The organism is Runella sp. (genome assembly GCF_965279615.1).
Classification (GTDB): Bacteria; Bacteroidota; Bacteroidia; order Cytophagales; family Spirosomataceae; genus Runella.
The window spans coordinates 7,916,419-7,932,665 of the sequence record NZ_OZ257252.1; the positions used below are offsets into that span (position 1 = coordinate 7,916,419).

Below are 16,247 nucleotides of genomic sequence, written 5' to 3' on the forward strand. Positions count from 1 at the left end.
CCCTCCAAAACCTAACATCCAATATTCACTATATGTCTAAATTTAATCGAATTAACACCCTAACCGGCTGGCTTGTTTTTGCAGTAGCGCTGGTCACTTACCTGCTCACTGTTGAACGTACGGCCAGTTTTTGGGATTGCGGCGAATTTATTGCCTGCTCTTACAAGCTACAAGTACCTCACCCTCCCGGCGCTCCTCTTTTCTTACTCATCGGACGGTTGTTTTCCATGTTGGCAATGGGTGATGTTACCCAAGTAGCCTATTGGGTCAATTTGGTTTCCGTTATGTCGAGTGCATTTACCATTTTATTCCTGTTCTGGAGCATTACGTTGTTGGCTCGGAAACTGTTGGATAAAAAAGACGGAGACCTCAGCTTGGGAGATACCGTTGCCGTAGTAGGCTCGGGACTTGTGGGAGCATTGGCGTATACTTATTCTGATTCATTTTGGTTTTCAGCAGTGGAAGCTGAGGTTTACGGTCTTTCATCGTTCTTTACCGCCATCGTTATTTGGGCCGTTCTGAAATGGGAACGTATCGAAGACGATGCCGCGGCCAACCGTTGGCTCATTTTTACCTTTTATTTGGTAGGTCTTTCCATCGGGGTCCACTTATTGAACTTGGTGACCATTCCTGCCTTGGCTTTGGTTTATTATTTCAAAAAATACAAAACACCTACGATGTGGGGCGGCATCGCTGCCTTTGTGGGTGGATTGATCGTGTTGGTTATTATTAACTCCGGCGTCATTGTGTGGCTTCCTTCAACGGCAGGAAAATTTGAGATTTTCTTCGTTAACACGTTAGGTGCGCCTTATTCAGTTGGTATCGTTTTCTTTATTGTAGCGTTTATCGGCGCTTTGGTATGGGGAATTCGCTATACCGCCAAAAAAGAAAAAGAAGTGTGGAATACGGCATTGCTTTCTTTTGCCTTTGTATTGATCGGGTACGCTTCTTATTTCTTAGTATTGGTTCGTTCAAACTTTAATCCTCCGATCAACGAAAACGATCCAAGCGATGTGATCAGCTACGTTTCGTACCTGAAACGCGAGCAATACGGAAGTCGTCCGTTGTTATTCGGACCGGTATTTACGGCTCGTCCGGTCAATTCGGAACGCGGTGAACCTATTTACCGTAAAGCAAACGGTAAGTACATCATTGCCGATTATCGTCCGGAATATGTGTACGAGAAAAACCAGCAAATGCTTTTCCCTCGTGTGCACAGCAACCAAATGAATCACCCGCAATTGTACCGTGATAAATTGGGATTGGCCGAAGGGCAAAAACCAAGCATGGGCGATAACCTTTCGTTTTTCTTCTCGCACCAACTCGGCCACATGTACTGGCGTTATTTCCTGTGGAATTTTGTCGGGCGTGAAAGCGATGAAGAAGGGGCCGGCGGATTGCGTCCCTGGGATACAAGCAAAGGACTTCCGGACGTAATGGCAAACAACCGTGCCCGTGATAATTTCTACATGATTCCTTTTTTATTGGGGCTTTTAGGTATTGTGGGGCAGGCATTTCGTCGTAAGCAGGATCTGTTGGTTACCGGATTACTGTTCATGATGATGGGAATTGCGTTGGTAGTGTACCTCAACTCACCGCCGGTCGAGCCGCGCGAACGGGATTATATCTACGTAGGTTCGTTCTATATTTTTGCGTTCTGGATCGGTTTGGGGGTCATGTTCATTTATGATTTTCTGACCAAACTCCTTCCATCAGCCCCTGTACGTGCAGGTTTGGCAACCGTTATCGGTTTGTCGGCACCGCTTCTGATGGGCGCCAAAGGGTGGGATAATCACGACCGCAGTCACCGTTATCACTCCGTTGATTTTGCCAAAAACTTACTGAATTCCTGCGCTCCCAATGCGATCCTGTTTACGGGTGGTGATAACGATACTTTCCCGCTTTGGTACGTACAGGAAGTGGAAGGTTTCCGTACCGATGTTCGGGTATGTAACCTGAGTTTGTTGGGTACAGATTGGTACATTGGGCAAATGAAGCGCAAAACGTACGAGTCGGATCCTTTGCCGATCTCGTTGGACTACGAAAACTTCGCGGCGGGTAAAAATGACATTGTGCCTTTTTACGAGATGCCTGCCGTCAAAAACGGTATTAACCTCAAAGAATACATGGCGTTGGTAAAACAAAACAATGCAGCCATTCAGGTTCCGTTGACCAGCGGCGAAATGACCAGCATTTTGCCATCTTCGGTATTGGTGTTGGGCATCAACCCGGACGAAGTTCGCAAGATGAACATTCTGAAGCCTGAGTTGTCGACATTCGTGAAGGACACCATGCAGTGGACCATGGGCAAACGTGATCTTTACAAATCGGATCTGATCATGTTGGACATTATTGCCACCAACGATTGGAAACGTCCTATTTATTTCTCAGGAACATTGACCAATGATAACTACCTGAATTTAAAAGAATTCATGCAGTTGGAAGGGTATGCCTATCGTTTGTTACCCGTTCGTGTTCCCGGTGCGTCAGATGGTTACGTAAACACCGATATCATGGCCAACAACCTTATGAAGAAAACATTCTGGAGAGAGTTGGATAACGTTCATTCTTATTACGACGGAACGTACAAAGGTTCGCCGGCATTCTCGGCTCGCATTGCCTTTATGCGTTTGGTGGATCAGTTGATTCGTGAAGGAAAAACGGCGAAGGCCAAAGAGGCACTTAATTTTATCCTGACCAAAATGCCGGATAAAACCATTCCGTACGACCAGATCACGGCCAATTATGTGAACTACCTATTTACGTTGGGTGAAACTAAAAAGGCGCTCGAAATTGCGGAAGTGATGAGTCATCGTGCGGAAGAAATTCTTAAATATAACCAGCAACACGGTGTAAATCAGGACACCAATATTCAATTGTACATCCTGCAAACGCTTTCCAACGCGTGTCGTGAAGGCAAACAGGAAGCACAAGCCAAGAAATACGAGACCCTGTTGCAGCAATACATGACTGCATTAGGTGGATAGACGACTTGGTTGAATTCAATAAAAACGGGTAGGGAGACATTCTCCCTACCCGTTTTTATTGAAACTTTTAGAAAAATTATTACTGTTTCATTGCGCCTAAAAACAGCAAAACCCAACCTGCGATCATCAACGTGCCGCCAATGGGAGCGACTGCTCCAAATGCTTTAATGCCTGTAAAGCAGATGGTATACAATGAGCCTGAAAATACAATAACACCGCCCAAAAATGAGTAGCCTGCCCAATTATACCATTTCGCGGAAGTAATGGCCGCGTTTTGGAGTAGAATGCTGATCAATACGAGGGCAAGAGCGTGGTAAAACTGGTATTTTACGGCCGTTTCAAACGTATCCATGCGTCCGGAAGCTTCGAGAGTGGGTTTGAGCGCATGCGCTCCAAAAGCCCCTAAAGCAACACCTAACACGCCCAAAACAGCGCCGGCCTGAAGAAAGAATTTATTTGCCATCAATGTAAACTAAAGTTTGAATCGCTGATTAATGATAAGAACCGTCCCAAAAATAGACAACATTGTTGGAGGTGTGGTATGATTTTCGCTAAAAATGTATCCTAAAAGACTCCGAATAATAAAGGGAACGAACAAAACAGATACTAACAGCACCGAAAAATGCGTTTTTAACCTAATTTTGCGTTGACACTTACCTTACACAACGCAGAAGTAAGCCTTAACTCTCTATGAATTTTTCTGCCTTCAAGGCCTTATGGCTTCATCGTTATCGTAAATACACCTATATATTGGGTGAGTACGTGCGGGCATGGGGGACAATTGCACGTTTTTTTGCCCTTAAAATTTCGTTTATGGGCCGAAAAAAATTGGTAGCCATCCTTCGTACTGAACATTTTGGAGACATTGTAGCTGCGGAGCCGATTGCCCGTCAGGTGCGAGCGCTCACCCCCAATGCGTATATTGTGTGGATTGTTCGGCCTGTGTTCAAAGAATTGGTGGAAAGACATCCCGAAATAGATAAAGTGTGGGCGCAACCTTCAGTGTTACGGCGAAAATTGGTGTGTGAATCAGGCGTTTTTGATAGAGTACATAACCTGGAGTTTTGGCAGAGTAATCGTGATCCGATCAGTGAACATGTACACAAAAATCAAGTGGCTGCTCAAAAAGATATTACTGTTTTTAACTATTTTGAGAAAGGAAATCTGCTTACTATCTTCCAGCAATGCGCCGAATTACCTATCGTTGACGATGCTCCCCGCGTATACATTGATGATGCAGACCGTGCACAGGTAGATACATTAGGGCTTCCTGAAAAACTGATCGTGATTCATTGCAGTTCCAATTATCCTACCAAAGATTGGTCAGTGGAAAACTGGCATAAATTGGTGAATTGGTTGATGCTGGAAAAAGGATATTATGTGGCTGAAATCGGTCTTAAAAATGTTATAAACACCACAAATTCACATTATTTGAATCTTTGCGGCCAATTTTCTATTTTGCAAACAGCCGAGATCATTCGCCGGGCACAATTTTTTATTGGTATTGACAGCGGTCCTGCGCATTTGGCCAATGCCGTTGGTACGTACGGTATATTATTGTTTGGCCGGTTAAACAACTTTGACTCATACATGCCATATTCGGGGAATTACCAAAATGGCAAAAATGCTTTGTTTATTCGCGAGCCCGGAAAGACCTGCGCGGCGTTAAATTATACATTGGTACAGGCCCGGATAGAAACAATATTTGCAGGAATTCCGAAGGCAGAATCTGTTTTGTAGAACATTTGCTGTCAATGAGTTAAAGAAAAATCCAAATTTTTGTTTCTAAAAGCACTTTCAGAATCGTAAAAATTGGCTTATCATTGTAGTAGATTTTGCCTTATGGACACTGATAAATCGCATAACTTCCTTCGAAAAAACCTGCCTGCGGCTAACCCGCGTGCCAATACCAGCAATCGTTGGTTGGAAAGCGGTGCAGGTATGGGTAAGTTACCTCCGCAGGCTACTGAGTTGGAAGAAGCAGTGTTGGGCGCTTTAATGATTGAGAAAGACGCACTCAATGCGGTTATTGATATTTTAAAGTCTGAGAGTTTCTACAAAGAAGCTCATCAAAAAATATACACTGCGATTATCACCCTTTTTACTAATTCAGAACCCATTGACTTATTGACGGTTACGACCCAATTGCGTCAACTCGGTACACTTGAAGTGGTAGGAGGAGCACAGTACGTTACATCGCTTACGACCAAGATCAACTCTGCGGCCAACATCGAATACCACGCCCGGGTAGTGGCGCAGTCGGCCATGAAGCGTGAGATGATCACGGTAGCATCCAAGATTTTACAGGACGCTTTTGAAGATACTATTGATGTTTTCAATCTCCTTGATACGGTAGAGCAGTCGCTTTTTAAAATTTCGGAATCCAATATTCGGAAGAACTACGCCGACATGGGTACGCTCATGAACGAGGCCCTCAAAGAACTCGAACGTCGGCGCGAACAAAAAGATGGATTGACGGGCATTGCATCCGGATTTACAAATTTAGACCGATTGACATCGGGATGGCAACCAACCGAATTAATTATCTTGGCAGCTCGCCCTGCAATGGGAAAAACGGCTTTTGTAGTTTCGTCTTTGCGCAATGCAGCCGTAGATTTCAATCATGCGGTTGCGATTTTCTCGTTGGAAATGTCGTCTGTACAGTTGGTCAACAGGATGATCTCGGCGGAGGCTGAACTTGACAGCGAAAAACTTAAAAAAGGAAATCTTGCTCCGCACGAATGGACGCAATTGCACCAACGCATTGACCGTTTGATGCGTGCACCCATTTTTATAGATGATACTCCCGCGCTTTCTATCCTGGAATTGCGCGCCAAATGCCGCCGCCTCAAACAACAGCACGATATCAAAATGGTCGTGATCGACTACTTGCAGTTGATGCAGGGAGATGGGGGAAAAGGCGGAGGAAACCGCGAACAGGAAATTGCGTCTATTTCGCGGGCACTCAAGAATTTAGCCAAAGAATTGAATGTACCGGTGATTGCGTTGTCGCAGTTGAGTCGTGCGGTTGAAACCCGTGGCGGCGATAAGCGGCCACAATTGTCCGATTTGAGGGAATCAGGTTCTATTGAGCAAGATGCCGACATGGTATTGTTTTTATATCGACCTGATTATTACGGATTTACGCAAGACGAAGCCGGTAATTCGACTCAAGGCATCGGTGAAGTGATCGTTGCTAAAAACCGTAGTGGTTCACTCGATACCATTCAATTACGTTTTATTGGTAAATACACAAAATTTACCGATCTGGACGGTTACTATTCTGCGAATCCCGGTAATAATGCTCCTCTGAACACCGGCACTATTCCTGCTTCTTTTGAAACATCTCCGCCTGCCGCAGGTGGGACATTCCGCAGTAAAGCCAATGATTTGGGAGCCATGAATTTTCCGCCGCCCAATCCTTCTGAAGAGCCTCCTTTTTAATTATTCTTTACCCATATAAGGAATATAAGTTCATATAAGAAATTATAGAGAGAACTTTTATGGTCTTCTATGTTTTATAGGATTAAATGAATAATAACACCATGTGCATCAACCTGAAAACATTCAACGATTCGTTCAAGGAGTGGAACGAAAAGCAAAGCAATGATGAAGAATCTTTTTGGTGGACAATGGAAGCCGAAGACGAATCAGTACCAGTTGAAGTTGTTACGGGCACCTCGGAAGGAACGAACCTCCATGACCATCGACCCGACCCAAAGGTCAACTTCGACCTTAATGGGAACCTTGTTGGCGTCGTCGGAAACCCAGATACGAATTGAGTTTTCTCCTTTAAATAATTGATTATCAGGCATAATAGGCGTTAGCTTCAACGCTTTTATCTTCCCGAATTTCGTTTTGACGTTATCTTTTCCCCGGTATTTTACTTTTAATTTATAAACCGAAGATTCCAGAAACGTAGGTACATCTACCACGTCGTTTGGTTGCAACTTTGTAAAATCCAGCGTTCTTAAATAGAAATAGCCACTGATGGCGTCCTGTATATGATCGGGAACGTCAAACTTTTTAGTGCCGTTTTCATCGGTCACAACGGCGTCGTCGGTAGCATGGTTGAATACGGTGGTTTCTACTTTGCGGTAATTGTTTTCCTGAATATTACGGTAAAATTTTTGTGATACAATGGCCGAAGTATCCATCCAGGATTGCCATTCATCACGCACCTTGGCAAACCAACTGAACGCGCCCAACGTTGTACCGACAATGTTGACTTTAAAACAGGGACGGCCGTTAACGTAATGAATTTGCGGGCTTACATCTACTACCGCATCTGCCGCGTTGAAAATTCCGTAGTGAACTCTGTATTCAAAATGCTCGCCTGCGCCAAAACTTGTCTGAGGCACACGGCGATAAGAGTCTTTGGCATGAAAGGCTGGAAAAATAAGCAAAACCAATATGGCTATGACACTGTGTCGAAGCATAAATTAATTGTTTTTGTTAGCACGGCAATTACTACGCTGAGGTCTTCTTCTAAACGTACGATTAAAAACGTTCAAAGGTTTTTAACGGGCGAATTAGGTACACCAAGTCGTATGCACTCCATTTTTACAATAAAACGCGCTTAGAAGTTCAAAATTGCCCTTAAAACGAGGTTGGGTATTTCGTTTTTAAGTACGAAAGATAGTTACGGAAGTTTCCTTTAAACTTTTCGGTAAACTCTTTATTGAACTGATTTTGTTGGGAATGGTATGTAAGGTACCCAATAAAAAACGCGTTATTGGGGAGTTTTTTGCCGCGCCACGGATACTTTTTGCCAATTAAGCCTCCCAAAAGTGTATCGGAATTGGTTACAATTTGCCGAACTCGGGCTAATTTCAAACTGTCTTTTTTGGAGGCAGGAAGCGTTGGAATAAAACTTTTGTAGAGACTGTCCAATTGGTTGGCACCGCGTACAATGTGTTGACTCAGCGCGTCATTGTATTGCTTGCGAAACTCATACCGTTCGAGTTGAGGGGCATTTTTGCCGTATTTGGCATTCATAAAACGAACCGCACCATAGTCCCCGACGAAGCTGGCCAAATTTTCGTTTAGCTCTAAATTATCTTTGACGAACAATGTACCGTGCGTCATTTCATGGATGATAAGATTGGCTAAGCTTCCTTCGCCTCGGTATAGCATGGAAGACAAAACAGGATCTTTGAAAAAGCCCAGTGTACTCCACGCCGACACTTCATTGATTTGGGTGTCATAACCCGTGTCTTTGAGAATTTTCTCTTCGATGTGAGCCCGTGTTGTATCAAAAAAACCTTTGTAGGCAAAGGTGCCAATGATGGGGAAACTCCATTCTTTGGGCGCCATTTTGAATTTTTCGCAAGCGGTAAGTACCCATAAAATAGGTTTTCCTCCCTGATCATAAAATTCGGTATAACTTCCGGAAGAATCCAATCCGAGCGAATCTACCGCAAACTGTTTGATCTCGCCGATTAATTTCAGCCGTTGTTTGAGTGAGTCGGGGAGAGTAGGGTCTTTTAAAACTTCAGCCACCGGGCGAGTGTTGAACAAAATATGAAGTTGTCCTTTGGCCTGTATAAACCCATAACTGATCAGTTCCCGATAAAAAATACCGAGCACGATCAATACAAATAATACGGCAAGAAGGACTTTTTTGAGCATTGTTATAAAGAAAGTTAATGAGCGAAAACGGCTAACGTCCCTGCGGAACCGCTTTTGCCGACCAAGCCTGTAATATCTGTTTCAACTGTTTGTATTCGATCAGAAAGCCGTCGTGCCCATATAGGGAATCAATTTCTTGGTATTCAGCGTCGGGAATGTGTCTTGCCAAAAATTTCTGCTCACTTGGTTGAAATAAAATATCTGAACTGATACCAACCACCAATGTATGCGCCCGTACTTGTGAAAGGGCATACGTAACGCTCGGGCGGTTGCGGCCTACATTGTGCAGATCCATGGTGCGCGACAGCGTCCAGTACGAAAACGCATTGAATCGATTGGCTAATTTATCGCCTTGGTATTGCTGATACGTTGCAGAACGGAAATTATCGGTTTGTTCGTTGCTGTCACGGGCTTGAGTAAAGTCGTAGGTATCGTAATTGCGGTAGGATAGCAGCGCAATCGAACGCGCTACTTTCATCCCTTCGATGCCCGCATCGGGGCGAGCTTCCTGCCAGGTTGGGTCGGCTTTGATGGCCATTCGTTGAGATTCATTGAATGCAATTCCCCACGGAGAGTGAAGGGCGTTTGTGGCAACCAAGACCAGATTTTCGATCAAATCGGGTTTGATGATAGCCCATTCCAAGGCTTGTTGCCCGCCTAACGAACCTCCCACTAAGGTATGAATGCGTTGAATCCCTAACTCTTCGCGGAGCAATTCAAACGCGTAAATATTATCACGAATAGAGATGTCCGGAAAAGTGCGGTAGTAAGGCTCCTTTGTTTTGGCATTGATACTCAAAGCATTGGTAGAACCGTAATGTGAGCCGAGTACATTTACGCAGACAATGAACCAATGCTTGGGATCATAGTACAATCCCGGGCCGACCAGACCATCCCACCAATCGGTTGGGTCAGAACTTCCCGTCAGGGCGTGACAGATCCACAAAACATTACTGCCGTCGGCATTGAGCGTACCATGAGTAGTGTATGCCAACTGAAAGCCCGATAATTCGCCGCCCAGTTCCAATGGAAACGTATAAGGATATTTGAATAGATGAATGGCCAAGGGTAAAAAACAATTAAAAGTGGTTTTGTTGCTTTTCATTTTCAAAATCAAAGGGATAGCACTTGCCCGGCTCACCTTAATAAAAAGGTGACAGCGTGTATTCAGCGCTGAAAGCGCATTCGTTTTTCCGGGAATCTTAACATGAATGTTTCGATTTATATCCCCTGAGGGTCGTTTTTGCGACCGCTTAGGTAGGAATTAGCACCTTATCTCGTGTATTTGGAAACAGGTTGCCAGAGGTTCGCGGAGCCTATTCTCTCCCCCCTTCTTTATAAATCAATCGCTGTGCGTATGAGAAGCAACTGACTTGATGGTGCAATATTACGGCGCAACGGGCTTAATCCAAAATAATTCAGAAAAAACTCGTTAGCGTAACCCAAATTTCTGCGCCTTATCGTAGCTTTGTGTAGGAAACTTTACCCAAAATTATGGTTTATCGTTTTAAAAAAGAGAACGCAGCTCGGCGTCCGGGGGCAACTACTGTGGGAGAGGCCATCAACAAAATGCTGGAGATGTATCGTCTTCGCCCGCAGTTTGATGAGTCTTCGGTGAAAGTTTACTGGGAAAAATTGGTGGGAAAAGAGATCGCCTCCCGTACTTCTGATATTTATGTAAAAGATAAGATTCTGTTCTTACGACTGGATTCGGCTCCGTTGGCCAACGAGTTGGTGATCGCCAAACGCAAACTCATTCAATCGCTCAATGACTCATTTGGGTATGAGTTGATCACGGATATTGTGTTTATTTGATGATAGCGCCTTTTAATGAGTTTGGTTGTAACAACATCTGCTGAATCATTCAAAACAATCTTTAGCGGCACCATGATTTAGTTCGACGACTTCCAAAAATTGGCTTGGGTTGCCGGACGTACTGTAATTTCTTCTGTCATTCTTAGCAAGTATAACGTTTTTTGACTTTGTGAAGGTGGGGCTTTGTCGGTCAGTTAAATGACGCTCTAAATTCCAGTGGACTTTGTTTGGTTTTTGTCTTAAATAATTTGTTGAATGATTGGGAATGTTCGAAACCTAATTCATAAGAAATTTCACTTACCGATAATTCGGTGGTAGATAGCCTTTCTTTCGCTTTCTCAATCAGCTTTTCGTGGATGTGTTGTTGCGTGGTTTGTCCTGTTAATTGCTTCAATAAACTGCCTAAATATTTACTGGACATATTGAGTGTGTCGGCTACAAATTGAACGCTGGGTAATCCTTTGGAAAGTAAATTTTCATGATTGAAATAGTCGGTCAAAACAGCTTCCAATCGTTCTACTATTTTATGGTTGGTAATTTTTCGGGTGATAAATTGGCGTTCGTAAAACCTTTGTGCGTAAGTGAACAAAAGTTCTAACTGTGCAATGATTACATCTTGACTGAATTTGTCAATATTGGCCTTATATTCTTCTCTTATATTTTCAATGATGCCGTTTATTTGTGTTTCTTCTTTGTCCGATAGAAACAATGCTTCATTGGTTGCATAACCAAAGTATTCGTACTGTTTTATTTTTTTTGCAAGTGGCGTATTCCACAAAAAATCGGGATGGATGAATAACATCCAACCTCGAAGCTTGGGAGGTATTCCACCTTCTTCGCCGCGCAATATTTGCCCTGGTGACATAAATGCCATCAAACCTTCATCAAAATCATATTTCTGTTGTCCGTACAACAAGTTGTTACAGCCCCGCTTTAACGAAACAGCATAAAAATCAAAGATTACCGCATTGATGTCTGAATGATTTTTAAATTGAGATACATCCACAATGCTGATAAGCGGATGATGAGGTTTTTCAAGCCCCATCATCCGATGCCCTTCGATAATGGATTTTATTCTGTAGGGTGGTGTATTTGCCATTATACAAAGTTATTTTTTTAAAATTTAAACGGATACTTCAACCATATCAAAATCAGTGGCATGGCCAAAAAAGGAATTTCTATCAATGCCATTTTATAATCTCCTGCTTTTAACGACAACGCCATTATCAATACGATAGTAATCGCATTGAGTACGTTACTTAAAAAAAATGTTTGAGGAAAGAACAACATCAATCCTACAATGATGGAAAATACACCAAAATAGGGCATTACAGATTTGGTGATGCCAAGGTTTGCCATCATTTTTGCCTGTTCGGCGGTGGCAGGTTGAAAAGCATCCCAACCGTGCTTGATACTTAGAAATGCAGATGCTAAAATAAGTATGATGCTAAGTATTTTCATTTTTAGAAATTTTTAAAGTTGCAGTAATTATTTTCCGTACATATAAGAAGCACCCATTTTGCCTGCTTGCTTAATTAAAAATTTTGGAGCAATTCGGCTCAATACCCGCATTAATTTTGCCGGTCCGGGATAGATCTCGTCCTTATCATTTTTCATTCCTTTGATGGCAGTCTCTACAATTTTTTCAGGAGCCATTAAGGCACCGGTGCTAAAACCGTCCTCATTTTTAAATTTATCGTTTAGCGGAGTAGAACTTCCGGGGGCAACTAATTCTATCACTTTAATGTCGGTATTTTTAAGTTGAACCCTTAATGTCTGAGTGTAGGCACGCAGTCCTGCTTTGCTTGCACTATAAATTGGAGAAATAGGAAAAGCCATCAACGCAATGCCCGATGTCACATTTAGGATAGCAGCGTTTTTTTGTTTTTTAAGATGTGGCAAAAATTGTTGCACCATACGGATTGGACCCATCAAGTTGATTTCAACCTCACGAGTAATGTCGGTAAGGGCGTGTTGCTGATGCAGACTGATTTTTCGCATTTCACCGGCGTTATTAATCAAGATATTCAGGTCGGGAAATTGTTGCGTAACCTGATTGTACAGATTAGCAATGTCATCGGCTTTGCTTACATCACTCCGGATAATATGCACAGGCGGAAGTTTGCTTTTTACTTCCGCCAATTTTTCGGCATTTCTGCCTGTAATGATTACAGTGTTGCCTAACGCAATCAATTTGGATGCAAACTCAAATCCGAAACCACCTGTTCCGCCCGTTACTAAAATAGTGTTGTTTTGTAAATTCATTTTTCTGATAGTTTGTCACTGCAAAGTTCGACAGTAAACAAAAAACCGATGTAGCCAAAAGTCGCATTGTTGTAGTTGAAAGGTTGGTTTGTTTGGTAGCGTGAGTTTGGATCGCCTTTGCTGACGGTTTGACGCTCGGCTAAGAAGCGGATTGGGAAGCACTAAACAGTCTGCCGGCATTGAACTTGATACGAAGCACAAAGTTTCATTTAAACACTAAACCCACTTTTTGCCAAACCCCTTTTGTCAGCCGTTAAGTTGTTGTCCTTCATATTCGTCATATAATTCGTAGCAATTCGATTGGCCCGATAAATAACGTACGGTATCAAGTTACGTTTTAAAATACTTGTAGTAATTGTCATAAGCGTTACCAATATGTTACCACAAATATAAAAAAAAACAGCCGGATGTTTCCAACCTGCTGTTTTTCAGGCGCATCGGCGCTCCGATTTACATTATCGCGGTTTTGCATTGCGCGGGCAACCCCGTTTTCAGTTCCCGACTTAATCCACATCCACTTCCTGTCCCAGAAAGCAGTCTACCACGTAGCGAATGGAGCTAAATGAATTGACCAGTGCTTTGCGGGCTTCCGGTTCACTCATCCACGCCAATTGGTCAATGCCTTCATCGTGTTGGGGAGCCAATTTGGAATCGTCTACGCAGCGCATCCAATACCATTTGGTTCTTTTCAGGATAAGTTGGTTGTTTTGCGTATAAGTGTGCCAGGTGGTGCAGGTTTTTTCGACGAGTTCTGCTTTTACGCCGGTCTCTTCTTCCACTTCCCGAAGCGCGGCTTTTTTTGATTTTTCTCCGGCGTCAAGTTTTCCTTTGGGCAGATCCCACACGCCTCGACGAAACATCATCAGCATTTTGTTGTCTTTGGTCACAATTCCGCCGGCAGCTTTGATGATGGTATACATTTTTTTCAATCGCTTCTCAACAGCTTCGCGGTCCTTGGGCACCAAATAAATGGATTGCAGTTCCGGGAGATCGGAAGTATTTAAAAAATGAAAAAGTTTTTCGGCAGTGATCGGTGTGGCGTTCAAAATGAGTAAATGCCCTTTTAGACTTGTTGCCTTCAACATTTCGAGGTGAGCATCAATGATTTTGTCAAAATTACCACTGTTGGAGAGCCCCTGAGCTGCTTTTTCGCTTAAAATTCGAACCGGACGGTCTTTGATAAATATAATCATGGGAGTATGGGGCGTAAATCTTGACAAAATTAGCAAATGGGTTTGTTTTGGATAGCAAATACTTTTGATAATTTTGCAATTGTACCAACCATCCCCATACGTGGAACTATTTGTTATCGTTCTACTCGTTCTCATCAACGGTATTTTCTCCATGTCGGAAATCGCGCTGGTCTCCTCGCGAAAGTCTAAATTGGAAACTGCGGCTCGTAACGGTGACCGTCAGGCCAAACACGCACTCGAATTAGCAAACTCTCCTAATCGCTTTCTTTCTACCGTACAGATCGGCATCACCCTCATTGGCATCCTGAACGGGGTATTCAGTGGTGAACGCATTACGACCGATTTTCAGGCGTACGTCGAACAGTTCGAATTACTCAAGCCCTATGCGCATTCTATTGCCGTAGGCGGCGTTGTATTGTTTGTGACCTACTTGTCCTTGGTTTTGGGAGAACTTGTTCCCAAGCGAATAGGAATGTCCAATCCTGAAGGAATTGCCAAGTTTATGGCTACACCCATGAATTGGCTTTCCAACATCACCGCCCCCTTCATTTGGTTATTGGCCAAATCCAGCGATTTGATCATGAAAATATTGCGGATCACGCCGCAAAACCAAGCCATCACGGAAGAAGAGATCAAGACCATCATTCAGGAAGGCACCACAGGCGGTGTGATCGATGAAATCGAACAGGAAATTGTGGAGAACGTGTTTCATCTGGGCGACCGGAAGATCACTTCACTCATGACCAATCGGCAGGAAGTAACGTGGCTGGATTCGGCCGATGAGCCGGAAGACAACAAAGCCCGAATCATGGAATCCAAACATTCCGTTTATCCACTTTGTAACGACGGTGTGGATAATATTGTCGGATTGATATACGTAAAAGATCTGCTCGGTGGTGATTTAGACGAACAACTTACCCGACTGGATTCATTGGCTCGGGAGCCGCTTTATATTCCTGAAAACAACAAAGCCTACCAAGCGCTGGAAAAGTTCAAAGTGAGCCGCGTACACTTTGGGATCATTGTGGATGAATACGGTGCGATGCTCGGAATTGCGACGCTGAATGATATTTTAGACGCTTTGGTGGGTGATTTGTCGGAAACTGATGAGTTTAATTATAGCATTGTAGAACGGGAAGACGGCAGTTTCCTTGTAGATGCTCAACTCCCGTGGGAAGATTTTATCAATCATTTTGATATTACTGTCCACAAGAAAAAAGAATTAACGGGCTTCAATACGCTTGGGGGCTTTGCGCTGCACATTTTCAGAGATATTCCTGATACCGGCGAGCATTTCACATGGCAGGATTATCGCTTCGAAATTGTTGATATGGACAAGAGTCGTATCGACAAAATGCTCGTGCAAAAACTCAGCGAGGAAGAAGCGGAAGAATAACCCTGACTTGGGCATTCCCTGATCAATGGATTTACTCTAAACCTTGCAATCTTTTGCAAGGTTTAGATAATTTCAATTCCATCTCTGCGAAAATCGTTCAGCAATGGATCGGAAGGTTTCAAGCCGGTCACCAGAAAGTCGATTTCGTGTAGGCCACAGACCTTGTAGGTCTCGATAGTATGGATCTTTTCAGTAATGGCACAAATCGCTACTTTTTTAGCGGATTGTGCCATTTTTTGTTTCAAAACCGATTCTTCATAATTGCGAAGCGTAATGCCCACATGAGGATCTAACCCGTTGAAACCCATTAGGTATAAGTCTACTCGAAGATGCTCCAATTGCCGCATGGCTTCGTTTCCCACCGTGATTTGATAACGCTTGTGATAAGTGCCTCCCAAAAGGATGGTTTCGATCTTTGGATGCTCATTCAGCACAATGGCAAGCGGCAGACTGTTGGTAATAACGGTCAGTTCAAGGCTTTTGGGGAATTGCTCTGCGATGTGAAAATTGGTCGTGCCACCATCCATCAGGATCGTTTGGTGATTTTCAAAGAGTTTTTGCGCCTTTCGGGTCAGGTGAAGTACTTCCTGATTGTCGATGCCAAATCCCTGTGTTGTTTTAAAGGATAGGTAAGAATTGGCTACGGCACCTCCGTGCACTTTCTTCAGTAAGCCTTTGTCCTCCAACTCAATAACGTCACGCCGGATGCTGTCGTAGGATACGTTCAGCAGTTGGCTCAACTCCACTAAGTTAATTTTTTGGTCGCGATTTAGCTTCTCAATAATGAGCCGCTGACGTTCTTCTTTTATCATAGGTTAAGTGCAAATAGTTCCCGAAAATACCAAAAGTATACATTGGAAACGATTCTTAAAATAGTTTGCAAAAAAATGCAAAAAAAGTTGCATTAAAATAAGAAGTTTGCATAACTTTGCATAGTTGTTTCAACTGCAACTTAACCTA

At 43.3% G+C, this 16,247-nt stretch carries 14 protein-coding genes and 1 riboswitch; of the genes, 5 read left to right on the plus strand and 9 right to left on the minus strand.

What is annotated here, in order from left to right; translation table 11 throughout:
- The first annotated feature begins 32 nt into the window (after positions 1–32).
- Entirely contained in the window at positions 33–2,987 is a 2,955-nt protein-coding gene (locus tag ACQY73_RS33605; RefSeq protein WP_428659043.1) for a glycosyltransferase family 117 protein, read from the plus strand.
- Between the two features lie 79 nt (positions 2,988–3,066).
- On the opposite strand, the gene ACQY73_RS33610 is transcribed toward ACQY73_RS33605, so the two are convergent.
- Entirely contained in the window at positions 3,067–3,450 is a 384-nt protein-coding gene (locus ACQY73_RS33610; RefSeq protein WP_428659046.1) for a DUF423 domain-containing protein, read from the minus strand.
- A 227-nt stretch (positions 3,451–3,677) separates the two neighbouring features.
- Here ACQY73_RS33610 and ACQY73_RS33615 point away from each other — a divergent pair, with 227 nt between their 5' ends.
- Both ACQY73_RS33615 and dnaB read left to right on the plus strand, forming a co-directional pair.
- A complete protein-coding gene (locus ACQY73_RS33615) occupies positions 3,678–4,727 on the plus strand; it encodes a glycosyltransferase family 9 protein (RefSeq protein ID WP_428659048.1) in 1,050 nt (349 codons plus the stop codon).
- A gap of 102 nt (positions 4,728–4,829) precedes the next feature.
- A complete protein-coding gene (gene dnaB / locus ACQY73_RS33620; RefSeq protein ID WP_428659051.1) occupies positions 4,830–6,431 on the plus strand; it encodes a replicative DNA helicase in 1,602 nt (533 codons plus the stop codon).
- A 206-nt stretch (positions 6,432–6,637) separates the two neighbouring features.
- Here the strand turns inward: dnaB and ACQY73_RS33625 are convergent, their stop codons facing one another.
- The 3 genes from ACQY73_RS33625 to ACQY73_RS33635 all read right to left on the minus strand — a co-directional run bounded on the left by ACQY73_RS33625 (position 6,638) and on the right by ACQY73_RS33635 (position 9,723).
- On the minus strand, positions 6,638–7,426 hold the full coding sequence (locus ACQY73_RS33625; RefSeq protein ID WP_428659053.1) for a DUF3108 domain-containing protein: 789 nt from the start codon (positions 7,424–7,426) through the stop codon (positions 6,638–6,640).
- 160 nt (positions 7,427–7,586) lie between these two features.
- Positions 7,587–8,618: an aminopeptidase gene (locus ACQY73_RS33630; RefSeq protein ID WP_428659055.1), complete on the minus strand. Its 1,032-nt coding sequence runs from the start codon at positions 8,616–8,618 to the stop codon at positions 7,587–7,589.
- A 31-nt stretch (positions 8,619–8,649) separates the two neighbouring features.
- Positions 8,650–9,723: a homoserine O-acetyltransferase family protein gene (locus ACQY73_RS33635; RefSeq protein WP_428659058.1), complete on the minus strand. Its 1,074-nt coding sequence runs from the start codon at positions 9,721–9,723 to the stop codon at positions 8,650–8,652.
- Positions 9,724–9,836: 113 nt separating this feature from the next.
- A riboswitch (SAM riboswitch) is annotated at positions 9,837–9,962 on the minus strand.
- A gap of 150 nt (positions 9,963–10,112) precedes the next feature.
- On the opposite strand from ACQY73_RS33635, the gene ACQY73_RS33640 reads away from it, so the two are divergent.
- Positions 10,113–10,433 carry a DUF721 domain-containing protein gene (locus tag ACQY73_RS33640; RefSeq protein ID WP_428659061.1) on the plus strand — a complete coding sequence of 107 codons (321 nt, stop codon included), beginning with the start codon at positions 10,113–10,115 and terminating at the stop codon, positions 10,431–10,433.
- Between the two features lie 190 nt (positions 10,434–10,623).
- Here ACQY73_RS33640 and ACQY73_RS33645 read toward each other — a convergent pair whose 3' ends face one another.
- From ACQY73_RS33645 to ACQY73_RS33660, 4 genes are all read right to left on the minus strand, one after another.
- Positions 10,624–11,532 carry a helix-turn-helix domain-containing protein gene (locus tag ACQY73_RS33645; RefSeq protein ID WP_428659063.1) on the minus strand — a complete coding sequence of 303 codons (909 nt, stop codon included), beginning with the start codon at positions 11,530–11,532 and terminating at the stop codon, positions 10,624–10,626.
- A 17-nt stretch (positions 11,533–11,549) separates the two neighbouring features.
- Complete coding sequence (locus ACQY73_RS33650) at positions 11,550–11,894, minus strand: hypothetical protein (protein ID WP_428659066.1); 345 nt, start codon at positions 11,892–11,894, stop codon at positions 11,550–11,552.
- Between the two features lie 27 nt (positions 11,895–11,921).
- Entirely contained in the window at positions 11,922–12,698 is a 777-nt protein-coding gene (locus ACQY73_RS33655) for an SDR family oxidoreductase (protein ID WP_428659069.1), read from the minus strand.
- Between the two features lie 503 nt (positions 12,699–13,201).
- Positions 13,202–13,891 carry an NUDIX hydrolase gene (locus ACQY73_RS33660; protein WP_428659072.1) on the minus strand — a complete coding sequence of 230 codons (690 nt, stop codon included), beginning with the start codon at positions 13,889–13,891 and terminating at the stop codon, positions 13,202–13,204.
- A 100-nt stretch (positions 13,892–13,991) separates the two neighbouring features.
- On the opposite strand from ACQY73_RS33660, the gene ACQY73_RS33665 reads away from it, so the two are divergent.
- Positions 13,992–15,287: a hemolysin family protein gene (locus tag ACQY73_RS33665; RefSeq protein WP_428659075.1), complete on the plus strand. Its 1,296-nt coding sequence runs from the start codon at positions 13,992–13,994 to the stop codon at positions 15,285–15,287.
- Positions 15,288–15,349: 62 nt separating this feature from the next.
- On the opposite strand, the gene ACQY73_RS33670 is transcribed toward ACQY73_RS33665, so the two are convergent.
- Positions 15,350–16,099, minus strand: a complete 750-nt coding sequence (locus ACQY73_RS33670) for a DeoR/GlpR family DNA-binding transcription regulator (protein ID WP_428659078.1) — start codon at positions 16,097–16,099, stop codon at positions 15,350–15,352.
- Between the last annotated feature and the right edge of the window lie 148 nt (positions 16,100–16,247).